Annotated in this window: 24 protein-coding genes; 15 read left to right on the top strand and 9 right to left on the bottom strand. The window is 70.3% G+C overall.

Annotated features, from left to right (window positions below):
* Positions 1-2 precede the first annotated feature (2 nt).
* Positions 3-548: a CGNR zinc finger domain-containing protein gene (locus IEZ27_RS46700; RefSeq protein WP_189653136.1), complete on the bottom strand. Its 546-nt coding sequence runs from the start codon at positions 546-548 to the stop codon at positions 3-5.
* 85 nt (positions 549-633) lie between these two features.
* Here IEZ27_RS46700 and IEZ27_RS46695 point away from each other — a divergent pair, with 85 nt between their 5' ends.
* The gene (locus IEZ27_RS46695; RefSeq protein ID WP_189653135.1) at positions 634-1,479 is read left to right on the top strand and encodes an alpha/beta fold hydrolase; all 846 of its coding nucleotides are present in this window, start codon (positions 634-636) and stop codon (positions 1,477-1,479) included.
* 92 nt (positions 1,480-1,571) lie between these two features.
* Here IEZ27_RS46695 and IEZ27_RS46690 read toward each other — a convergent pair whose 3' ends face one another.
* Together IEZ27_RS46690 and IEZ27_RS46685 are read right to left on the bottom strand one after the other, a co-directional pair.
* Positions 1,572-1,799 (bottom strand): DUF3073 domain-containing protein, encoded by a 228-nt coding sequence (locus tag IEZ27_RS46690; protein WP_125645663.1) that lies wholly within the window; start codon positions 1,797-1,799, stop codon positions 1,572-1,574.
* A gap of 151 nt (positions 1,800-1,950) precedes the next feature.
* Positions 1,951-3,030: a Glu/Leu/Phe/Val family dehydrogenase gene (locus tag IEZ27_RS46685; RefSeq protein WP_189653134.1), complete on the bottom strand. Its 1,080-nt coding sequence runs from the start codon at positions 3,028-3,030 to the stop codon at positions 1,951-1,953.
* A gap of 106 nt (positions 3,031-3,136) precedes the next feature.
* On the opposite strand from IEZ27_RS46685, the gene IEZ27_RS46680 reads away from it, so the two are divergent.
* Both IEZ27_RS46680 and bldC read left to right on the top strand, forming a co-directional pair.
* Positions 3,137-4,000: a hypothetical protein gene (locus tag IEZ27_RS46680; RefSeq protein ID WP_189653133.1), complete on the top strand. Its 864-nt coding sequence runs from the start codon at positions 3,137-3,139 to the stop codon at positions 3,998-4,000.
* 322 nt (positions 4,001-4,322) lie between these two features.
* A complete protein-coding gene (gene bldC / locus IEZ27_RS46675; protein WP_013133571.1) occupies positions 4,323-4,526 on the top strand; it encodes a developmental transcriptional regulator BldC in 204 nt (67 codons plus the stop codon).
* A 121-nt stretch (positions 4,527-4,647) separates the two neighbouring features.
* Here the strand turns inward: bldC and IEZ27_RS46670 are convergent, their stop codons facing one another.
* Positions 4,648-5,235 (bottom strand): TetR/AcrR family transcriptional regulator, encoded by a 588-nt coding sequence (locus tag IEZ27_RS46670; RefSeq protein WP_125645657.1) that lies wholly within the window; start codon positions 5,233-5,235, stop codon positions 4,648-4,650.
* A gap of 281 nt (positions 5,236-5,516) precedes the next feature.
* Here IEZ27_RS46670 and IEZ27_RS46665 point away from each other — a divergent pair, with 281 nt between their 5' ends.
* From IEZ27_RS46665 to IEZ27_RS46650, 4 genes are all read left to right on the top strand, one after another.
* Entirely contained in the window at positions 5,517-6,509 is a 993-nt protein-coding gene (locus IEZ27_RS46665) for a LacI family DNA-binding transcriptional regulator (protein WP_189653132.1), read from the top strand.
* A gap of 236 nt (positions 6,510-6,745) precedes the next feature.
* A complete protein-coding gene (locus IEZ27_RS46660) occupies positions 6,746-6,994 on the top strand; it encodes a hypothetical protein (RefSeq protein ID WP_125645653.1) in 249 nt (82 codons plus the stop codon).
* Between the two features lie 70 nt (positions 6,995-7,064).
* Positions 7,065-7,913 (top strand): N-acetylmuramoyl-L-alanine amidase, encoded by an 849-nt coding sequence (locus IEZ27_RS46655; RefSeq protein WP_189653131.1) that lies wholly within the window; start codon positions 7,065-7,067, stop codon positions 7,911-7,913.
* Positions 7,910-9,502 (top strand): beta-N-acetylhexosaminidase, encoded by a 1,593-nt coding sequence (locus IEZ27_RS46650; RefSeq protein WP_189653130.1) that lies wholly within the window; start codon positions 7,910-7,912, stop codon positions 9,500-9,502. Before IEZ27_RS46655 ends, IEZ27_RS46650 begins: the two co-directional genes overlap by 4 nt.
* 7 nt (positions 9,503-9,509) lie before the next feature.
* On the opposite strand, the gene IEZ27_RS46645 is transcribed toward IEZ27_RS46650, so the two are convergent.
* Genes IEZ27_RS46645 through IEZ27_RS46635 form a run of 3 tightly spaced genes read right to left on the bottom strand, consistent with a single transcriptional unit; the run spans position 9,510 to position 11,803 of the window.
* Complete coding sequence (locus IEZ27_RS46645; protein WP_189653129.1) at positions 9,510-10,070, bottom strand: GNAT family N-acetyltransferase; 561 nt, start codon at positions 10,068-10,070, stop codon at positions 9,510-9,512.
* 23 nt (positions 10,071-10,093) lie between these two features.
* Positions 10,094-11,146 (bottom strand): quinone-dependent dihydroorotate dehydrogenase, encoded by a 1,053-nt coding sequence (locus IEZ27_RS46640; protein WP_189653128.1) that lies wholly within the window; start codon positions 11,144-11,146, stop codon positions 10,094-10,096.
* A 6-nt stretch (positions 11,147-11,152) separates the two neighbouring features.
* The gene (locus IEZ27_RS46635; RefSeq protein WP_189653127.1) at positions 11,153-11,803 is read right to left on the bottom strand and encodes a response regulator; all 651 of its coding nucleotides are present in this window, start codon (positions 11,801-11,803) and stop codon (positions 11,153-11,155) included.
* Positions 11,804-11,821: 18 nt separating this feature from the next.
* Here IEZ27_RS46635 and IEZ27_RS46630 point away from each other — a divergent pair, with 18 nt between their 5' ends.
* Positions 11,822-12,196 (top strand): tautomerase family protein, encoded by a 375-nt coding sequence (locus IEZ27_RS46630; protein WP_125645641.1) that lies wholly within the window; start codon positions 11,822-11,824, stop codon positions 12,194-12,196.
* Between the two features lie 39 nt (positions 12,197-12,235).
* Positions 12,236-13,615 carry a dihydrolipoyl dehydrogenase gene (lpdA, locus tag IEZ27_RS46625; protein WP_189653126.1) on the top strand — a complete coding sequence of 460 codons (1,380 nt, stop codon included), beginning with the start codon at positions 12,236-12,238 and terminating at the stop codon, positions 13,613-13,615.
* 63 nt (positions 13,616-13,678) lie between these two features.
* Here the strand turns inward: lpdA and IEZ27_RS46620 are convergent, their stop codons facing one another.
* Positions 13,679-14,143: an anthrone oxygenase family protein gene (locus IEZ27_RS46620; protein ID WP_229824975.1), complete on the bottom strand. Its 465-nt coding sequence runs from the start codon at positions 14,141-14,143 to the stop codon at positions 13,679-13,681.
* Positions 14,144-14,272: 129 nt separating this feature from the next.
* Between IEZ27_RS46620 and IEZ27_RS46615 the strand changes: the two genes are divergently transcribed.
* Entirely contained in the window at positions 14,273-14,761 is a 489-nt protein-coding gene (locus tag IEZ27_RS46615) for a hypothetical protein (protein WP_221762633.1), read from the top strand.
* A gap of 12 nt (positions 14,762-14,773) precedes the next feature.
* On the opposite strand, the gene IEZ27_RS46610 is transcribed toward IEZ27_RS46615, so the two are convergent.
* The gene (locus IEZ27_RS46610) at positions 14,774-15,592 is read right to left on the bottom strand and encodes a nucleotidyltransferase domain-containing protein (protein ID WP_189653125.1); all 819 of its coding nucleotides are present in this window, start codon (positions 15,590-15,592) and stop codon (positions 14,774-14,776) included.
* A 212-nt stretch (positions 15,593-15,804) separates the two neighbouring features.
* Between IEZ27_RS46610 and IEZ27_RS46605 the strand changes: the two genes are divergently transcribed.
* The 5 genes from IEZ27_RS46605 (at position 15,805) to IEZ27_RS46585 (ending at position 19,837) form a co-directional block, all read left to right on the top strand.
* Positions 15,805-16,566: a hypothetical protein gene (locus IEZ27_RS46605; RefSeq protein WP_189653124.1), complete on the top strand. Its 762-nt coding sequence runs from the start codon at positions 15,805-15,807 to the stop codon at positions 16,564-16,566.
* 80 nt (positions 16,567-16,646) lie between these two features.
* Positions 16,647-17,114 carry a hypothetical protein gene (locus IEZ27_RS46600; protein WP_189653123.1) on the top strand — a complete coding sequence of 156 codons (468 nt, stop codon included), beginning with the start codon at positions 16,647-16,649 and terminating at the stop codon, positions 17,112-17,114.
* A gap of 85 nt (positions 17,115-17,199) precedes the next feature.
* The gene (locus IEZ27_RS46595; RefSeq protein WP_189653122.1) at positions 17,200-17,916 is read left to right on the top strand and encodes an ABC transporter ATP-binding protein; all 717 of its coding nucleotides are present in this window, start codon (positions 17,200-17,202) and stop codon (positions 17,914-17,916) included.
* Complete coding sequence (locus IEZ27_RS46590) at positions 17,913-18,659, top strand: ABC transporter permease (protein WP_229824974.1); 747 nt, start codon at positions 17,913-17,915, stop codon at positions 18,657-18,659. The genes IEZ27_RS46595 and IEZ27_RS46590 overlap by 4 nt, the downstream gene beginning before the upstream one ends.
* Positions 18,656-19,837: a sensor histidine kinase gene (locus tag IEZ27_RS46585; RefSeq protein WP_229824973.1), complete on the top strand. Its 1,182-nt coding sequence runs from the start codon at positions 18,656-18,658 to the stop codon at positions 19,835-19,837. Before IEZ27_RS46590 ends, IEZ27_RS46585 begins: the two co-directional genes overlap by 4 nt.
* Positions 19,838-19,839: the final 2 nt, after the last annotated feature.

Raw genomic sequence — 19,839 nt, 5'->3', positions numbered from 1 at the left:
GTTCACTCCGGCTTGTGCCGCCGGTAGTGGCGGGCCACGCGCACCCGGTTGCCGCACAGCTCGGGCGAGCACCAGCGGCGCCGGGGATGCGCGGGCAGGAAGATCATCCGGCATCCCGGGCCCTCGCAGGCCCGGATCCGGCCCGCCGCCGGATCGGTGAGCAGGTCGGCCGCGGCCTCGGCGAGCTGGGCGAGCAGCCGGGCCCGCCGGTCGCCGTCCCTGCGCGCGCCCTTGGTCAGGGCGTCGCCCACGACGTCCAGATGCGCGTACGCGGGCGCGGCGCGCATCGCCACGTTGATCGCCTCGACCGTCTCCAGGGACGGCCCCTCGCCCCGGCGCACCGCGCCGACCGCCGCCTCCACGTGCGCCCGCAGGTCGCGCACCGCGCCGAGATCGTCCGCCGTGAACGGCCCTTCGGACGGGGTCAGCCGCCCCGCCTGACGATCGAGCCAGATCCCGAACCCCTCGGGCGTGTCGAGGGCGTCGAAGTCACGGGTACGGGTGTTCACCAGGTCCAGCGCGAGCGGCTCGCCGATCAGGAGCTCCATGGCTCTAATGCTACATCGCCTACTTGACCCGTTAGAAACATGCTCGCTATAACTAATGCATCACCGAGCGAGAGGGGCGTTAGGTATGGAGATCCCGCAGATCCGCCACGGTTTCGTGGACGTCGACGGCGTACAGGTGTTCTACCGGGAGGCCGGCCCCCGGGACGGTTTGCCCGTACTGCTGCTGCACGGCTTCCCCTCGGCCTCGCACCAGTACCGGCGCCTGATGGACGCCCTGGGCGGCACCCGCTACCGCCTGATCGCGCCGGACTACCCCGGTTTCGGCCACACCCAGGCACCTGACGACTTCGTCTACTCCTTCGACCGCCTCGCCGACGTGGTCGAGGGTTTCGTGCAGCGGATCGGCCTTGAGCGGTTCGCCTGGTACGCCTTCGACTTCGGCGGCCCGGTCGGCTTCCGCCTGGCCACCAGGCACCCCGAATGGATCTCCGGCCTGATCGTGCAGAACGCCAACGCCTACGACGAGGGCCTGTCCGACCTGGCGCGCACCACGATCCACGCCCCGGCGGAGAACCTGGGCGACCTGTTCACCCTGCCCGTCACCCGCGGCCAGTACGAGGGCGGCGCGTCGGACGTCTCAGCGGTCGCACCCGACGGATGGACCCTCGACCAGCACTTCCTCGACCTGCCCGGACGCCAGGAGGCCCAGCTCGCGCTCGCGCTGGACTACCGCTCCAACCTCGCGCTCTACGCCGGCTGGCAGGCATGGCTGCGCGACCACCGGCCGCCCACGCTGATCGTGTGGGGACGCGAGGACGCCTTCTTCCCGGAGGCGGGCGCGCACGCCTACCTGCGGGACCTGCCGGACGCCGAGCTGCACGTGCTCGACACCGGGCACTTCGCGCTTGAGGACAAACTCCCCGAGATCGCACCGCTGATCGCGGACTTCCTCGACCGCACGCAAGCGTGACGAAAGCCCCACGGTTGCCCGTGGGGCCCGACGATCATGAACGAGGATCCGGCAGAACGCCGGACCCTCGGCCACGTCACTCTGAAGAACGGCTATCGGCGGCCGGATGGACGGCCGTCGTCGTCGTCTCCGGAGCCATAGTCATCGGCGTAATCGGCATAGCGATCCGCCAGCTCATCGTTGAGGTCGTCGGCGTCGTCATTGCTGGAGTCGCCGACCCCGAGTTCGTCGCGAAGACGGTCAAGATCCGTGCCACCGCTGTTGTACTTCAGCTGGCGAGCAACCTTGACCTGCTTGGCCTTTGCTCGGCCGCGCCCCATTGGCTCGACCCCCTCGTGTGGGGTCGTCCCCGACCCCTCGTCGCTAACGCACCACACACTGACGCCGCCTGACTTTGGACGTCAGCCTATCGTTCGCCTATTACCGTACCTGTTTTGTGCCCAGCTCGGTACGTCGTATGGGCGTGGGGCGTCAGTGGCCCAGCCAAATGGCCCTTATACGCCCGACTTCCGACATTCTGCGCTCGGCTAGCCTATCCGCTGCCGCGGCCGGCGGAACGCCCTCGTCGGACGCGATCCCGAAGATCTTCAGAGTCGTGTCGTAGATCTGGGCCGCCTTCGCCCTGGCGCGTTCCATACTGAACCTCTCGATCTCGTCGGCGACCTGGATGACGCCGCCGGAGTTCACCACGTAGTCGGGCGCGTACAGGATCCCTCGGTCGGCCAGTTGCTTCTCGACCCCGGGGTGCGCGAGCTGGTTGTTGGCCGCGCCGCACACGATCCTGGCCCGCAGACCGGCCACCGTGGTGTCGTCGAGCGCGCCGCCCAGCGCGCAGGGCGCGAAGACGTCGATGTCGGACGTCGTGAGCGCCTGGGCGTCGGCGACCACCTCGACCTCCGGATGCTTCTGGCGCACCCGTTCGATCGCCCTCGGGTCGACGTCGCAGATCACCACCTCGGCGCCGTCCTCGCGCAGCAGGTCGACCAGGCGGTGGCCCACCTTCCCGACCCCCTCGACACCGACCCGCCGGCCGTGCAGCGACGGGGTGCCGAACACGCGTTCGGCCGAGGCTCGCATGCCCTGGAAGACGCCGAACGAGGTGAGGACGGAGGAGTCGCCGGCGCCGCCGTGGGCCAGGGTGCGGCCGGTGACGTGGCGGGACTCCCGCGCGACGATGTCCATGTCCTCGCTGTAGGTGCCGACGTCGCAGGCGGTGATGTAGCGCCCGCCGAGCGACTCGACGAACCTGCCGTAGGCGCGCAGCAGCGCCTCGCTCTTGAGCCGCGCCGGGTCGCCGATGATGACGGCCTTGCCGCCGCCGAGGTCGAGCCCGGCCAGCGCGTTCTTGTAGGACATGCCCCTGGCCAGGTTGAGCACGTCGGCCAGGGCCGCCTGCTCGTTCTCGTACGGGTAGAACCTGGTGCCGCCCAGCGCGGGCCCGAGTGCCGTGTTGTGGACGGCGATGATGGCACGCAGGCCGCTCTGCTCGTCGGCGCAGAAGACGACCTGCTCGTGGACGTCCTTGTGGGACGTGCCGAAGACGTCGGTCACGGTAGTGACTCCCTGTCCGGTCCACCGCTTCTTTGCGGCGGAGATCACTCTCAGAGTAGTAAGCCTCAACGGTGCACGCAGGTGCTCTTCGTGACACGATGCCTCCGTGCTGCCCTATGCCGCCTACCTCCGCGTCTATGAGCCACTGACCGCGTTCGCCGAGTCCGAGCGCAAGCTGTGGGCCGACTACGCCGACTCACGCGACCGTCCGCGCCGGGCGAACGCGCTCAATGCGGAGCACGGCGAGTCGGTCATGCGACTGCTCGGCATGCCCCCTCAGCCCGTTCCCGCTCAGGAGAGCCCCAACGCCTATCTGCGGCGTGTTGAGGACCGTTTGTACGTTTGCCCTTGGCAGACCCGGTTGCGCTCGTGGCTGGCGTTCTCACGGCTTCGTGGCGCCACTCCGGTGAAGCTGATGGACCGGCTCGTGCCGAAAGCCATCGCGGAGCAGACGGCCGACGACTTCGACCGGTTCAAGCGGCAGGCCGGTTCGTCCGCCTTGCGTACGCACATTCGCACCACGGCGTGGCATGTGCCGCCATCGTGGTTCGTGCCGTTTGATGGGAACGAGCGCTGGCTGGTGCTCGGCTCCTCCACCCCGGGACAGGACGTGACGACCACTACGGGCCGTAACCTCATCTACGTCACCTCCATGGCACAGGCCAGGAGGCGGGCCGCCCGCGCCCTCAACGTGCTGCGCAGGCATCTCGGCGACGTGTCGTCCAACTTCGACGTGGAGGACATCGCGCGGTGGCTGGAGGAGTTCCACCCGCACTCGCTGGTGGAACTCGACTACGGCGGCCTGGTCCACCTGATGAACGACGACGCCTTGCAGGCCGACCAGTCGGTTGCTGAGCTTTCGGCCGCTTTGACCGGTCTGGACACGGGTCAAGAAGAACTTGCCTATGCCATGTACCAGCGCGTCATCCTTCGGTGGAAGTCAATGCAACAGCTGGAATCTGCCAACTGAGCCCCAAAACAACCGTCTGACCTGCATGAGTAGGTCACGTCTCCCGGCTGCTCTCTTCTGCGAACTGAGTAGTTTGCCGTTTTCACTGCGATACCACGAACCGTGTCGCTAGAATCACCGAGCGTGACATCGCCACGGGGGCGGGCAGTTGGGTCAAAGAAGGGCTCGCCAATCGCTCTGCGTGGCGGTATGGTCACATCGGGTGATGCCGCATATGGCTCAGAAAAGCCGCACGCTCTGTGCCATAGGGGGACATCCGTGACACGCGCAAAAGCAGTCACAGGATCGCTAAGCCGGTCCACACGGAGGAGAGGCCGCACAAATGTCAGCTCGTACACCCGAGGCCGAGCCGCTGCTCACGCCCGCTGAGGTCGCGACCATGTTCAGGGTCGACCCCAAGACCGTTACGCGGTGGGCCAAGGCGGGCAAGTTGACGTCGATTCGTACCCTCGGTGGTCATCGGCGTTACCGGGAGACCGAGGTTCGCGCACTGCTGGCGGGCATTCCGCAGCAGCGTTCCGAGTAGTCGAGAGGGTCGTCACGAACCTCAGGGGGGTTGAGGGTGGACCAGGTACGCTTGCCCGGTCCACCGACGTGACGTCGCACGGGGAAGTTGGCGTCGCCCGCCCGGCGCCACTCTTCCCCCGCTACGCCAGCTGCTCCCTGGTGAGAAGTTCGAGCAGCCGGCCGACGTCGCCGTCGTAGGCGGCGGCGACGCCCAGCAGCGCCACCATGTGATCGACGAGCATCTTCTCCAGCGTCGGCCGCTCGACGTCGCGGTGTTCCAGCCAGTCGAGACCGGCCGTCTCCACGGAGGCGATCCACGAGCGCAGCGTGGTGCGCAACACCGGGCTCGGCTCGTCGACGCGCATCTGCTTCTGGATGAGGCGGAACAGCCTCCGGCGCACGCCGTCGACGATCTCCCCCACCTCGCCCGCCCGGTTGGCGGGCCCCCCGCGCAGCAGCGCGGCGAAGCCGGCGGCGTGCTCCTCGACGAAGTCGAAGTAACGCCCGAGGCCCGCGGCCAGCTCGTCGAGCGGCCTGCCGCCCCCGGTCGGCCGCAGCCGCGACTCCAGTTGCTCGGCCGCGCTCTTCAGCGCCGCCACGTAGAGCTCCTGCTTGCCGCCGAAGTAGTGGTAGACGAGCGCCCGTGAGGCGCCGGCCGCCGAGGCGACGTCGTCGATCGAGACGTCCTCGGCGTCACGGGTGCTGAACAGCTCCAGCGCAGCCGCCATGAGCTCTTCGCGACGGCGGTCCACACTCAGCCTTCGGCGTGCGGGGCGTGCCGTCTCGGCTGACTTCCCGGGTGTCACACCAGCACAGTATCCGACGCCGTGCCCAATAGCGGACGTGTGGCGAATGGGTCAATATCAGGCTTCCCTAACCCGAAGCCGTACCCTGCGGCTTGCTCGATCGTTTGGTGAGACAGGTGCCCATATCCGCATCGCGGGGGAGACACATGTCAGGACCGCCCGTCAACACTTCAACCATCGCCGAGCTCCGCGAGGTAGATCCATTGCCTCGGCCACGACCCACCATCCGCAACGTCGCCGAGCGAGCCGGCGTCTCCAAGTCGCTGGTCTCACTCGTGCTGCGCGGATCCCCGCACGTGAGTGAGCATCGGCGGCAGGCAGTACTCCAGGCGGCACGCGAGCTCGGCTACCGGCCGAACGCGGTCGCGCGCAGCCTGGTGGAAGGTCGTACGCATCTGGTCGGCGCGCTCGTCGCCGATCTGCACAACCCGTTCTACGCCGAGTTCCTGGACGGCCTGCAGGAGAGCCTGCACGGCGACGGGCTGCGCATGCTGATCGGGAACAGCCAGTGGGACCCGGCGTTCGAGGACGAGGCCGTCGAGGCCTTCCTGGAGCTGCGGGTCGACGGGCTGGTGCTCTTAGGCATCGCACCGACCAGCGAGACGCTGATCGAGGCGACCGCCTACACCCCGACCGTCGTCGTAGGGGAACGTGACATCGAGCTCGACGGCGTCGACATCGTGGTCGACGACGACCAGCTCGGCGCCCGTCTGGCCATCGACCACCTGGTGAACCTCGGGCACAAGCGGATCGCGCACATCGAGGGCCCCCGGTCCTCGCGCTGCGAGGGGTACCTCGTGGCGATGCGGCGGCATTCGCTGGCGCCGTACATCATGGTCGAGGCCGCGGACGCGAGCGAGGAGAGCGGCCGGGAGGCGGCGATCGCGCTGCTGACCCGCGACCCGCGGCCGACGGCCGTGTTCGCGGCGAACGACGAGGTCGCGCTGGGTGTGCTGGCGGCCGCGGCCGAGCTGGGGCTGCGGGTGCCGGACGACCTGTCCGTGGTCGGCTACGACAACACACACCTGTCGGCCTCCAGACACATCTCGCTCACCTCGGTCGACCAGCCGCGCCGCGCCATGGGCAGGTCGGCGGCGGCGCTGCTGAGCGACAGGATCGGCGAGCCGGCCAAGGGCGCCCGGCTGCGCGAGATCCAGCCCGAACTGATCGTGCGTCGCAGCACGGGACCCGCCTGAGGGGAAAGCAGCACGGGACCTGCCTGAGGGGAAATCTGCCGGTTGCGCTGCCGTTGCGGGCCTTCGTCGGGCGCCGCAATGGCACGGCGGGCCAATGTGCAGGTCTCTCGTCGGCAAGCCCGCCCAAAGCCTGGGTCAAGCCGTACGGCAGCGTCGCCGCACGGCGGTTTACTCGACAGGGTCATGCTAATTGTGGCCGAATCTGGTTCGGTCACGATCTGATCCGGGGGACAGTCATGCGTGATCCAGAACTGGTGTCCTGCGCCCAGCGCGCGGCGGCCGAGCTCGAACGCGCCTGGGGGCACTGGCGGGCGGGCAGGGGGCGGGGCACCGACGTCGGCGCCGAGTCCGTCGCCAGCTACGTGGCGCACTCCCTCGACCACCCGTGGGGCCGCCCCCGCGTCGTCCTCGGCCTCGACGCCGAGGACGCGCGGGAGCTGGCCGCCCTGCTGGAAAGGCAGGAGGTCGGCGAGCACGTCTGGTGAGGCGACGACCGACGCGCAGGATTCCTGGTCATACCGGCCTGAACGCGTGGCTTCACGTAAGTTGGAGCGCATGCGTGCTCTACCAGCCACCGTCCTCGCCGTCTGCGGCCTGATCGCCTCCGCGTGCGGCGGCACCGAGCCCGGTGGCGCCGCGGCAGGTCAGGCCGCCTCCTCCGCCCAGGGGCCCGGCAAGGCGTCCGTCCAGGACGGGCCGACGGAGACGGCCACGGCGCAGCAGGCGCCGCCCGGGGCCAAACCGCTCGCCGGCAAGGTCATCGTCATCGACCCCGGGCACAACGGCGGCAACTACCGCCATCCGGACGAGATCAACCGCAAGGTCAACGTGCTGACCCAGATGAAGGCCTGCGACACGACCGGCACGGCCACGAAGAGCGGTTACAGCGAGGCCGCCTTCACCTGGGACGTCTCCAACCGCATGGTGAAGATCCTCAAGCAGCGCGGCGCGACCGTCAAGCTGACCAGGTCGAACAACGACAGCGTCGGCCCGTGCATCGACAAGCGGGCCGCGATCGGCAACAAGGCCCATGCCGACGTCGCGATCTCGGTCCACGGCGACGGCTCGGACAACCCCTCGAACCGGGGGTTCCACGTGATCATCCCGAAGAAGATCAACGGGCCGGTCGACAAGGTCGTGGGCGCCTCGACCAAGCTGGGGATCGACGTACGCGACGCCTACCTCAAGGGCACCGGCATCCCCTACTCCAACTACATCGGCAGCAAGGCACTGGACTTCCGTAACGACATCGGCGGGCTCAACCTCTCGACCGTGCCGAAGGTCCTCGTCGAGTGCGGCAACATGCGCAACGCCATCGACGCGGCGAAGTTCCAGGACCCGAAGTTCAGGCAGCGGATCGCATTGGCGCTCTCGAACGGATTGCAGCACTATCTCGAAGCATGATTCCTCGCCCAGAGCTGCTCAGTGATCTTTCCGGCTCCTTCGAGCTGGCCTCGGGCGCGACCGTCGCCGGTCCCTTCGCGGACGCGGTACGTCGCGCACTCCCCCTTCTCGACCTGCGCCCGGGAGACTCCGGCGAGATCGAGGTACGCCAGGATCCCGCGCTCGGCGAGGAGTCCTACCGGCTGACCACCGGGTCGCGCGGCGTCGAGATCGTCGCCGGCGGGGCGGCGGGCGCGTTCTACGCGGCGCAGTCGTTGCACCAGTTGTTGCCGGACGCCTCCTACCGCTTCTCGGACAGGGCGTCGTGGCGGGTGCCCGGGGTGCGGATCGAGGACTCTCCGCGGTTCGCCTGGCGCGGGCTGCACCTCGACGTTGCGCGGCATTTCTCCACCAAGCGGGAGGTGCTCCGGCTGATCGACCTGATGGCCGCGCACAAGCTGAACCGGCTGCACCTCCACCTGGTGGACGACCAGGGGTGGCGGGTGGAGAGCAAGGCGTACCCGCTGTTGCAGGAGGTCTCATCGCACCGGCCGCGGACGGCCGTCAACTACTACCGGGAGCCGGAGGCGTACGAGGACATCCCGCACGGCGGCTACTACTCGCTGGACGACCTGGCCGAGATCGGGGCGTACGCGCGGTCCAGGTTCGTCACGGTGGTGCCCGAGATCGACGTGCCGGGGCACGCCTCGGCGATCCTGGCCGCCTACCCCGAGCTCGGCGCGACCGGCGAGCGCTACGACGTGCTCGACCGGTGGGGCATCTCGCCGGCGATCCTGTCGCCGCTGCCGCCGACGATCGAGTTCCTGACCACGGTCTTCGACGAGATCATCGGGGCGCTGGGCGAGGTGCCCTTCTTCCACATCGGCGGGGACGAGGTCGTGCTGGACCACTGGGCGCAGTCGGCGGAGATCACGGCCTACCGCGACTCGCTGGGGCTGGCCACGAGCCCGGACCTCCAGGCGTGGTTCCTGCGCGCGCTGGCCGACGCCCTCGCCGAGCGCGGCGCCCGTACGGTGGTGTGGGACGAGGCGTTCGTCGCCGGCGGGCTGCGCCAGGACACCGTGGTCATGCCGTGGCGCGGCATGGGCGTGGGACGGCGGGCCGCCGCGGCGGGGCACGACGTGGTGGCCACGCCGGTGTTCCCGCTCTACTTCGACTACGCCGAGGCGGCCTCGGCCGACGAGCCGATGGCCATCGGCGACACCACCACGATGGCGGACGTGGCCGCGTTCGACCCGGCCCCGGCCGACTGGACGGAGGAGGAGCGGGCCCGCGTGATGGGCGTGCAGGCGCAGCTCTGGACCGAGCGCGTGCCCGACCCGCGGACGGTCGACTACCGGCTGTGGCCGCGCTCGTGCGCGCTGGCCGAGGTGGCGTGGGCCGGCTCGGGCGGCGACGGGTTCGACGAGCGGCTGCGCGAGCACCTCGGGCGGCTGGACGCGATGGGCGTGGAGTACCGGCCGCCGGCGGGTCCGCGTCCGTGGCAGCGGCGGCGTCCGCACCGGCCGAGCGGGGTGAAGGTCACCGACGTGATGGCGCGGATCGACGGCATGACGCACGACGCGGAGTCGACCCGGCCGAGCGTCTGACCGCCGGTCACATCGGCGCGGGACGGTCGTTGAGGATTCGCTGGAACAGCGTGTGGTCCTGCCATTCGCCGTCGATGCAGATGGCGCGGGGGGCCATGCCGTACTCCTCGAAGCCCGTCCTGCGCAGGACCGCCTGCGAGGTCGTGTTGTGCAGGAGGGTGCCCGCCTCGACCCGGTGGAGGGCGAAATCCTCGTCGGCGGCCCGGCACGCCTCCAGCACGGCCTTGGTGGCCAGGCCCCGCCCGTTGTACTCGGCGTCCACCCAATAGCCCAGCGACGCGCTCTGGGCGGCGCCCCGGATGATGCTGTTCAGGTTCATCCGGCCGACCAGCCGGTCGCCGTCCATGAGCACCCACGGCATCACGAACCCGGCCGCACGGTCCACGGCCAGTCTTTCGAGGCGTGCGGCCTGGCCGGCGGCGGTGAAGAAGTCGTCCGGCCGGCGGGGCTCCCAGGGGCGCAGGAAGTCGCGGTTGCGCTGGTAGGCGTCGGCCAGCGCGTGCGCGTCGGACTTGGCTATCGCCCGCATGACGACGTCATCGGTGAGTTTCACCGGGGGATTGATCATGCGTCCCACGATAGGGGGAGCCCCTACGCCGTGCGGCCGATCGCCTCGGTGACGGAGGACAGGCCGTGGCGGCGTACGCGGCGGGCGAGCTGGCGGTGGATGCGGGAGGCCCACAGCGGGCCGCCGTAGATCCAGCCGGTGTAGCCCTGGACCAGGGTGGCTCCGGCCAGCAGGCGCTCCCAGACGTCGTCGACGTCCTCGACGCCGCCCACGGAGACCAGGGTGAGGCGGTCGCCGACCTTGGCGCGCAGCCGGCGCAGCACCTCCAGCGAGCGCCGCTTGAGCGGGCGACCGGACAGGCCGCCGGTCTCGCCGCCGTGCCTGATGGTGGTGTTGGTCGCGATGATGCCGTCGAGGCCCAGCTCCACGGCCAGCTCGGCGACGGCGTCGACGTCCTCGTCGGCCAGGTCTGGGGCGATCTTCACCAGCAGCGGCGTACGGCGCGGCGTCGCGTCGGCGACCTCCTTGACCGCGGTCAGCAGCGGGCGCAGCAGCTCGACCGCCTGGAGGTTGCGCAGGCCGGGCGTGTTGGGCGAGCTGACGTTGACCACCAGGTAGTCGGCCAGCGGGGCCAGTTCCCTGGCGGCGGCGACGTAGTCGGCCACCGCCTCCGCCTCGGGCACCACCTTGGTCTTGCCGATGTTCACCCCGACCACGACGGGCACCCCGCGGGTTCGGCGCAGCCGGCGGGCGGCGGCGCGGGCGCCGTCGTTGTTGAAGCCCATCCGGTTGATCACCGCCCGCTCCCCCACCAGCCGGAACAGGCGCGGGCGCGGGTTGCCGGGCTGGGCGTGCGCGGTGACGGTGCCGACCTCGACGTGGCCGAAGCCGAGCGCGGCGACCGCCTCGGCGCAGGCGGCGTCCTTGTCGAACCCGGCGGCCAGGCCGAACGGACCGGGGAAGTGCACGCCGAACGCGGTCACCCGCAGGACCGGGTCGTGCGGGGCGAACGCTCGGTGGAGCAGCCGCTTGAGCAGGGGCAGCCGGGCGAGCACGGCGAGGCCACTGACGGTGAGACGGTGCACGGCCTCGGCGTCGAAACGCCGCAAGACCTGCGTGAACACAAGGCGATACATCACGGGTCAGGCTACCAACCCGGCCTCGTGGGCGATGATCGCGGCCTGGACGCGGTTGCGCACGTCGAGCCGGGTCAGGATCGTGCTCACGTACGCCTTCACCGTGCCCTCCACGATGTGCAGCCGCCGGGCGATCTCCGCGTTGGACAGACCCGCGCCGAGCAGGGCGAGGACCTCGCGCTCGCGGTCGGTGAGCCCGGCGACGCGGTCACGGGCCTGGGCCTCACGGCTCATCCGGCCGCCCGCGAGCCGGGCGATCACCCGCTGGGCCACCTTGGGCGACAGGTACGCCGCCCCGTCGGCGACCGCGTGGATCCCGGCGATCAGCTCGCGCGGGTCGCCGGACTTGAGCAGGAACCCGCTCGCCCCGACCTCCAACGCCCTGGCGATGTAGTCGTCCTCGCCGAACGTGGTCAACATCACCACGGCCGTGGCGGGCGCCACGCGGCGCAGCTCGGCCGCCGCGGCCAGGCCGTCGAGCCGCGGCATGCGGATGTCGAGCAATGCGACGTCAGGGCGGTGGGCGAGGGCCAGATCGACGGCCTGCCGGCCGTCGCCGGCCTCGGCGACCACCTCCAGGGACGGGTCGGAGTCGAGGATCGCCTTGACCCCGGCCCGGATCATGGCCTCGTCGTCGGCGAGAAGTACGCGAATCACGCCCTCTATATTGCCGACATGGCACAAGTGAAGATTTACGGACGACGCGACGTGTGGGGCGGACGGCAGCGGGAGATCTCCGATCTGCTGCAGTCGTGCCTGGTGAGCGCGTGGGGCGTGCCCGAGGAGAAGCGGTTCCACCGGTTCCTGCTGCTGGACGCCGACGATTTCGTCTGCCCCGGGCGGAGCGAGAACTACCTGATCGTCGAAGTCGTGTGCTTCACGGGACGCAGTGACGACGCCAAGCGCGCGCTGATCCGGGCGATCTACGAGAAGTCGGATCTCGACCCCGAGGACGTGGAGATCACGATCATCGAGATGCCCAAGGTGAACTGGGGGATCCGCGGGGTTCCGGCCGACGAGCTGACGCTGTCGTACAAGGTGGAGGTCTAGCGTCAAGGGTGGCTTGGGGTGGGCGGTATGGTCCGAGTCATGAGCACTCACTATGACGTCGTCGTTCTCGGCGCGGGTCCCGGAGGATATACGGCCGCCGTCCGTGCCGCCCAGCTCGGGCTGCGTACCGCGGTCGTCGAGGAGAAGTACTGGGGTGGCGTCTGCCTGAACGTGGGCTGCATCCCGTCCAAGGCGCTGCTGCGCAATGCCGAGCTGGCCCACATCTTCCACAACGAGGCGAAGACGTTCGGGATCAGCGGTGAGGTCACCTTCGACTACGGCGCGGCCTTCCAGCGCAGCCGCAAGGTGGCCGACGGCCGGGTCAAGGGCGTTCACTACCTGATGAAGAAGAACGCCATCACCGAGTACGACGGGCGCGGCACGTTCCTCGACGCCAACACCCTCCAGGTGAACGGCGAGACGATCACTTTCTCCCACTGCATCATCGCGGCCGGGGCCACCACCAGGCTCATCCCGGGCACGCAGCTTTCGGAGCGGGTGGTGACGTACGAGGAGCAGATCCTCACGGAGGACCTGCCGCGCAGCATCATCATCGCGGGCGCGGGCGCCATCGGCGTGGAGTTCGCCTACGTGCTGCACAACTACGGCGTCAAGGTGACGATCGTGGAGTTCCTCGACCGGGTCGTGCCGCTGGAGGACGAAGAGGTCTCGGCCGAGCTGGCCAAGCGTTACAAGCGGCTCGGCATCGAGGTGCTGACCTCGACCCGCGTGAACGGCATCGAGGACACCGGCGCCTCGGTCAAGGTCACCGTCACCCGCGACGGCCAGACCCAGGTGCTTGAGGCCGACAAGGTCATGCAGGCCATCGGGTTCCAGCCGCGCGTCGACGGCTACGGCCTGGAGAAGACCGGCGTGCAGCTCACCGAGCGCGGCGCGATCGCCGTCGACGGCCGCTGCCGGACGAACGTGCCGAACATCTTCGCGATCGGTGACGTCACGGCCAAGCTCATGCTGGCCCACGCCGCCGAGTCGATGGGCATCATCGCCGCCGAGACCATCGGCAACGCCGAGACGATGGAGCTCGACTACGTGATGATCCCGCGGGCCACGTACTGCCAGCCGCAGGTGGCCAGCTTCGGCTACACCGAGGCGCAGGCCCGCGACCTGGGCTACGACGTCAAGGTGGCCAAGTTCCCGTTCACGGCCAACGGCAAGGCGCACGGCCTGGGCGACACGGCCGGGTTCGTCAAGATCGTCAGTGACAACACGCACGGCGAGCTGCTCGGCGCCCACCTGATCGGCCCCGAGGTCACCGAGCTGCTGCCCGAGCTCACGCTGGCCCAGCAGTGGGATCTCACCGTGCACGAGGTCGCGCGCAACGTGCACGCGCACCCGACGCTCGGCGAAGCGGTCAAGGAGGCGATCCACGGCCTCGCGGGCCACATGATCAACATGTGATCCGCCGCGGGATGCGCATCCCGGTGCCCGTCCATCGGGATGCATCCGGCCGGTCCGGCCTCGTCAGTTCCAGACGTACAGGGCCACGCCCAGCAGCGCCACGGCCAGCGCCGAGGCCCATCCGCGCAGGGTGTTCCAGCGGGTCCAGCGTGGCGCGTACGCGCTCCAGGCCAGCTCGCCCGCGTCGAGGGCGTTGTTCATCGGCACGTTGATCGCGGCCGTGACGACGAACGAGCCGAGGATGTAGGCCACGGCCGCCGCGAACGCGAGGACCGCGGGCCCGGTGGCCCCGGCGACCAGCAGGAACACACCGGCGAGCAGCGAGGCCACGGGCGCCAGCGTGAACGTCGACAGGAACGCCGGGTTCAGGATCTTCCTGTTGGCGCTGCGCATGGCCGCCGCCGCGGCCTCCTCCCCCACCGCGTCCAGGCCGGGCATCACCGAGGTGGAGAAGGCGAAGAACACGCCCGCCATCAGCCCGTTCAGGACCAGGGCGAGCACCGAGAAGACGACTGCGACTACGCTCACGCCCCCTATGATCCCGTAAGTCCGGATCGCGATGAGCGTCAAGCCTTCTGCCGTGCCCGCCCGGGATTCTCATTGAAGTTTCATATATTCCTGAGGTGTCTCTGAGACCGCGGGCACAGCGTGGTGCCCGTGCCTTCAACGAACGCGCAAAACCGCACCGCACGGTTCAGCGCCGTCACGGTACGCCTGGGGCTCTTCGCGCTGGTCGCGCTGGGCATCCTGGGCGCCGCCCTGGAGCTGGCCTTCGAACGCCACTGGCAGACCTGGCAGCAGTTCATCCCCTGGGTGGCGCTGCTGGCACTGGCGGCCGCGCTCGTGCTGCTCGCCCTGGACGCCTCCCGGCTCACGCTCAAGACGGTCCGCGGGATCGCACTGGTCGTGCTGCTGGCCTCCGCCTACGGCGTGTACGCGCACATCGCGGCCAACCACGACATGGGCGCCTTCGACCCGCGCTACGCCGACACCTGGGAAACCCTCTCGCCCCTCACCCAATGGTGGTACGCGCTGACCAAGTCGGTCGGCCCGGCCCCGCCGCTCGCGCCCGGCATGCTCGCCCAGAGCGCGCTGCTCCTCCTGCTGACCTCCCTGGCCCCCGCCAGGGCCAAGGAGAACGCCTGATCAGCCGCCTGATCAACCGCCGCAGACCGCCCGTACGTCGGCCAGGAGCCGTTCGGCGGCGGCCACCGTACGGGTGATCTCCTCCCGGGTGCCGCCGACGGACGCGAGCAGCGCCTGGGCCCGTTCGGCGAACCCGTCCGGCGCCGAGGGCAGCCGGCCGGTGGCGGCGACCATGCCCTTCTCGTTGATCAGCCAGGCTCCGTCGGCCGCGTGCAGGGCGTGGCAGGCGACGCCGATCGCGCGGAACAGCGCGCCGGCCGCGTAGACGGGGTCCTCGCCGACGGCGCCGTACCCGGCGGTCATGAGCGAGAAGCCGGCCTCCCACAGGCCCTGGACCAGCGCCTCGCGCAACGCGGGCGGGTATTCGGCGGTCTCGGCGCGCAGGGCCGCCAGCTCGCCGGAGCCGTCGGCCAGCACCTTGCACAGCGCCACCTCGCCGGCGTAGGCGTGGGAGTAGAAGCCCAGCGGGTGGCCCGGCTGGATGCCGATCTCGTAGCGTCCGGCGCGGCAGTCGTGCCAGACGCGGTGGACGCGGTCGAGGTCGCGGTAGATCCAGTCGACCCGCCGGCCGTCCACGGTGAGCCAGCCGCCGCCGTCGACCCACGGGCCCCAGCCGCCGGGCTCGGTCACCTCGGTCGGCTCGCCCGTCATCTCCAGGGCCAGCGCGCGCAGGTCGCCGACGGCGAGCGGGCCCCGGTAGTACAGGCCGAGGTCGTAGTCGGAATCGGGCCGGTGGGTGCCGCGCGCCCGGCTTCCGCCGAGGACGACGGCCACCACCCCGGACACTCCGGCCAGCCGCCCGGCGATCTCCCGCAGCCGCTCGTCACGCATCTGCGGCCCTCTTCACGTACGGCTCCAAGGCCGCCTCGTCGAGCCCAAACCGTATCCGGGCAACCATCCGGCCACCCTACCGATGAACGGCCGCCAACCTCATCTTGCATATTTCTGAACTACTCCGACATTTTTCGCGTCACACTCATGCACCACCCGGGTGTGTGACCCCCGAGACTGGAGAGACCGAAGTGGCTTTAGGTCGGAAACTCGTGACCATGGTCGTGCTGGCGGCCGCCGTGCTCACCACAGAAGGGGCCGTGGCTCAGGGCGAGACCCGCCAGGCCGCCGCCGTCACGGAGCCGGTGCCGGCTCCGCCCGCCGCCGTCACGCCCGCGGCCGTCGCCGCCACCGCCGAGCCCACCTGCATGCGCGTCAAGGGCGCCGAGGCGTGCGTGGGCCCGGACGGCAGCGACCGGCCGGGGATCTGGATCGAGGACACCCGCAACGACAAGCTGCACGCCGTCGTCGAGTACCACCTGAACGAATACCTCGGCACCAAGTACGTCATCCACAACCTCGGCGGCAAGGGCGAGATCCGCGGCAACCGCGAGATCGGCCGGACCGTGACCTTCCGGGCCGCCGTGTACGAAGGCAACCACCGCGTCCGGGTGGGCCGCTGGAAGACCGTCCGCAACCTCACCAAATACCCCGTCAAGCGCGACACCCGCGTCACGCCGGCCGGCGCGCGGGCCCGTTCGACGTTGTGCACGTACACCGGGGGCGGGGCCAGCCTGTGCTTCCGCGAGCGCGGCACGTACGTCTTCGCCTGCGACACCAGGGCCGACGAGTACCAGGCGCGCGCCGAGTACTTCGTGGCCGGCGACCCGACCGCCCGGTACGAGATCCACCAGCTCGCCGGCCTCAACACCTGCGGCAAGGCCGAGCACGGCGACCAGACGATAAGCATGTTCCGCGCCTCGGTCTACAACGGCACCCATCGGGTCGCTACGCGGCAGTACAAGTACAACTAGTTTGCAAGCGGGCTCGCAAGGCGGTTGAAATCGGTCCAATGCACAGTTCTGGTCATCGCCAGAGAGGAAGGAACCCCTCGATGACCACCTCCCGTACCGCGGCCGTACTGACCGGTGTCGCCGCCGCCGCCCTCGTCGCGCTCGTCTCCTCCCCCGCCCAGGCGGCCTCGGCCGCTTCCTGGGGCCCCTACTACGCCCCCGGGCAGGCCGCCAAGGCGGTGGGCTCGCTGACCGCGACCGGCGAGGACCACGCCGACCTGCCCACCGCCGGCTCGGTACGGATCACCGGCAAGCTGACCGACCGCACCCGCAAGGACTCGGCCTGCGGCTGGGCGGTGTTCCGGATCACCTACCGCGACGGGAGCAACCTGCCCTTCAAGGAGCGCAGCGTCCGGAACTGCTCCTTCGGCTCGACCAAGAAGTTCTCCTTCGAGTCCCACGACGTCTACCAGGTCGAGCTCAAGGTCTGCGCCGAGGGCCGGGGCTCCAAGCCGTCCCTGAACTGCCTGTACGCGGGCACCTGGAAGGTTCTCTACCTGTCGAAGTGACGCTTCGGGCGGCGCCCGTACCCGGGGGGATCCATCCACCGATCGGTGGATATCGCGGGCGCCGCTCTGCCGTGATCCTCAGATCATGACAGTCATCGAGATCGACGACCTGCGCAAGACCTACAAGAACAACCGGGCGCTCGACGGCGTCTCCCTGACCGTGGCACGCGGCGAGATCTTCGGGCTCGCCGGGCCCAACGGCGCGGGGAAGACGACGGTCGTGGAGTGTGTGTCCGGGCTGCGGCGTCCCGACGGCGGCAGGGTGCGCGTACTGGGCCTCGACCCGCAGGGCGACCGGCGCGCGCTGCTGCAGCGCGTCGGCGCCCAGTTACAGGAGGCCGCACTCCCCGACGGCATCAAGGTCGGCGAGGCCCTGCGGCTCTACGCCTCCCTGTACGACCATCCGGCCGACTGGCGGACCATCATGGACGAATGGGGTCTGACCGAGCGGAAGGACAGCCGCTTCGGCGGCCTGTCCGGCGGCTGGAAGCAGCGATTGTTCATCGCGCTGGCGCTGGTCGGCAACCCGGAGGTGGTCCTGCTCGACGAGCTGACCACCGGCCTCGACCCCGACGCCCGCCGCACCACCTGGGGCCTGATCCGGGCCATGCGCGACCGCGGGGTGACCGTCGTCCTGGTCACCCACTTCATGGACGAGGCCGAGGCTTTGTGCGACCGCATCGCGATCATCGACCGCGGCCGGGTCGTGGCCGAGGGCAGCCCCCGCGAGCTCATCGGCGCGGCGCGGGCCACCTCCCTGGACGAGGCCTACTTCACACTGACCGGGAGGGCGCGGGCATGAACGGTTTCACGCGAAACATGAAGGGTTTCTCCCGCGTCATCGCCGTCGAGCTCAGGCTGGGGTTGCGCGACCCGATGTCGGCCTACTTCGCACTGGCCTTCCCGCTCGTCATGCTCTGGGTCAAGCTGCGCGGCGGCGACCGGCCGCTGCCGGGTGGCGTCCGGCTCGTCGACGCCACCGTGCCGATGCTGACCGTCTTCGTCGTCGGGCTGGCCGGGCTGGTCGTCCTGCCCGCCACGCTGGCCCAGTACCGGGAACGCCGGGTGCTCAAGCGGCTGCGGGCCACCCCGGCCACGCCGTTCATGTTGTGCGGCGCCCAGTGGGCCGCGCACATGTTGCTGGCCGTGCTCGGGAGCGTGCTGCTGATCGTCCTCGGTGTGGCCGGCTGCGGGCTGAGCGCGCCCGCGAGCCTCCCCGGCGTGCTCCTGGCCTGGTTGCTCGGCGCGCTCAGCCTCGGCGCCGTCGGACTGCTCCTGGGCGCGCTGGCCCCCAGCGGCCGGGCGGCGACGGTGATCGGGCTCGCGCTGTTCTTCCCGATGGTGTTCCTGTCCGGGGCGATGATCCCGCGCGAGAGCATGTCGGGCTCGATGCGGGCGATCGGCGACCTGACGCCCATGGCGCCCGTGGTCCAGGCCATCCGCGACGGGTGGTCGACCGGCACGCTGCCGCCGCTCGCCCTCGGGATCATGCTGGCGGTCGGCGCCGTCGCGGGCGGCGTCGCGGTGAAGGCCCTGCGGTGGTGAGCCGGTGGGACCGGGTCACGGCGGCGCTGCCGTACCTGCTGGTGTTGTTGCCCGCGCTGTTCTCGCTGCTGCGGACGTGGCGGGTGGAGGTGCTGGCCCTGGCCCTGTTCGCGGCGGGCTGGCACTGGTTCGCGGTGGACCGCCGGCCCGGCTGGACCGCGCGGGCGTGGGTGGTGGCCGGCTACTTCGTGGTGCTGCTGGCGGTGGTCGCGGCGCTGGTGCGGATCGACACGGTGTTCACCGTGACCGGGGTCGGGGTGTTCGTCCAGTGCTTCGCGCTGCTGCCGGGGTTGTGGGCGTACGCGGGGGTGGCGGTGACGGTCGGGACGCTGGTCGCCGCCCGTCCTCCGGCCGGTCGCACCCCGGTCGAGCTGCTGGCCTCGGTCGTGGTCGGGGTGCTGGTCGCGTCCATGACCGGGTTCGTCTTCCAGACCGTCTCCGAGCAGAACGCCCAGCTCAAGGAGAAGAGCGCCAGGCTGGCCGCGCTCGCGCAGGAGAACGCCGACCTTCAGGCCCGGCTCCTGGTCCAGGCCCGCGAGGCGGGCGTGCTCGGCGAGCGGCAGCGGATGGCCAGGGAGATCCACGACACCGTGGCCCAAGGGCTGACCGGCATCCTCACCCAGGTGGAGGCCGCCGACGAGGCCGCCGACGACGTACCGGCGGTGCGCGCGCGGCTGGCGACCGTACGTGAGCTGGCCAGGGAGAGCCTGACCGAGGCCCGCCGTTCCGTGCAGGCGCTGCGCCCGGCGCCGCTGGCGGCGGCGCAACTCGGGAGCGCGCTGTCGGAGGTGGCGGCGGCCTGGTCGCGGGCCTCGGGGGTGCCGGCCTCGGTGTCGATCACGGGCGACGCCCGGCCGCTGCACGCCGAGGTGGAGAACACGCTGCTGCGGGTGGCACAGGAGGCGCTGGCCAACGTCGCCAAGCACGCGCGGGCCGCGCGGGTGGGGCTCACGCTGTCGTACATGGAGGACGTGGTGGCACTCGACGTACGTGACGACGGGTCCGGTTTCACCACCGGCTCGGAAGGCGGCGCCGGCCCCGAAGGCGGGTTCGGCCTGATGGCGATGCGGCAGCGGGTCACCCGCCTGGCCGGCGACCTCGCCGTCGAGAGCGCCCCTGGCCAGGGTACGGGGATCTCCGCTACCGTTCCGGCCATCCCCGCCGACCCGGGAACGTGAGC

Source organism: Nonomuraea spiralis, assembly GCF_014648435.1.
Classification (GTDB): Bacteria; Actinomycetota; Actinomycetes; order Streptosporangiales; family Streptosporangiaceae; genus Nonomuraea; species Nonomuraea spiralis.
This window is presented reverse-complemented; position numbering and strand designations above follow the sequence as displayed.

Coding starts and splice junctions, on each gene's coding strand:
- IEZ27_RS46660 (WP_125645653.1), top strand. CDS start 6,746: ATGCGTGATCCAGAACTGGTGTCCTGCGCCCAGCGCGCGGCGGCCGAG.
- IEZ27_RS46630 (WP_125645641.1), top strand. CDS start 11,822: ATGGCACAAGTGAAGATTTACGGACGACGCGACGTGTGGGGCGGACGG.
- IEZ27_RS46590 (WP_229824974.1), top strand. CDS start 17,913: ATGAACGGTTTCACGCGAAACATGAAGGGTTTCTCCCGCGTCATCGCC.
- IEZ27_RS46695 (WP_189653135.1), top strand. CDS start 634: ATGGAGATCCCGCAGATCCGCCACGGTTTCGTGGACGTCGACGGCGTA.
- IEZ27_RS46640 (WP_189653128.1), bottom strand. CDS start 11,146: ATGTATCGCCTTGTGTTCACGCAGGTCTTGCGGCGTTTCGACGCCGAG.
- bldC (WP_013133571.1), top strand. CDS start 4,323: ATGTCAGCTCGTACACCCGAGGCCGAGCCGCTGCTCACGCCCGCTGAG.
- IEZ27_RS46645 (WP_189653129.1), bottom strand. CDS start 10,070: ATGATCAATCCCCCGGTGAAACTCACCGATGACGTCGTCATGCGGGCG.
- IEZ27_RS46650 (WP_189653130.1), top strand. CDS start 7,910: ATGATTCCTCGCCCAGAGCTGCTCAGTGATCTTTCCGGCTCCTTCGAG.
- lpdA (WP_189653126.1), top strand. CDS start 12,236: ATGAGCACTCACTATGACGTCGTCGTTCTCGGCGCGGGTCCCGGAGGA.
- IEZ27_RS46655 (WP_189653131.1), top strand. CDS start 7,065: ATGCGTGCTCTACCAGCCACCGTCCTCGCCGTCTGCGGCCTGATCGCC.
- IEZ27_RS46610 (WP_189653125.1), bottom strand. CDS start 15,592: ATGCGTGACGAGCGGCTGCGGGAGATCGCCGGGCGGCTGGCCGGAGTG.
- IEZ27_RS46700 (WP_189653136.1), bottom strand. CDS start 548: ATGGAGCTCCTGATCGGCGAGCCGCTCGCGCTGGACCTGGTGAACACC.
- IEZ27_RS46595 (WP_189653122.1), top strand. CDS start 17,200: ATGACAGTCATCGAGATCGACGACCTGCGCAAGACCTACAAGAACAAC.
- IEZ27_RS46670 (WP_125645657.1), bottom strand. CDS start 5,235: ATGGCGGCTGCGCTGGAGCTGTTCAGCACCCGTGACGCCGAGGACGTC.
- IEZ27_RS46600 (WP_189653123.1), top strand. CDS start 16,647: ATGACCACCTCCCGTACCGCGGCCGTACTGACCGGTGTCGCCGCCGCC.
- IEZ27_RS46690 (WP_125645663.1), bottom strand. CDS start 1,799: ATGGGGCGCGGCCGAGCAAAGGCCAAGCAGGTCAAGGTTGCTCGCCAG.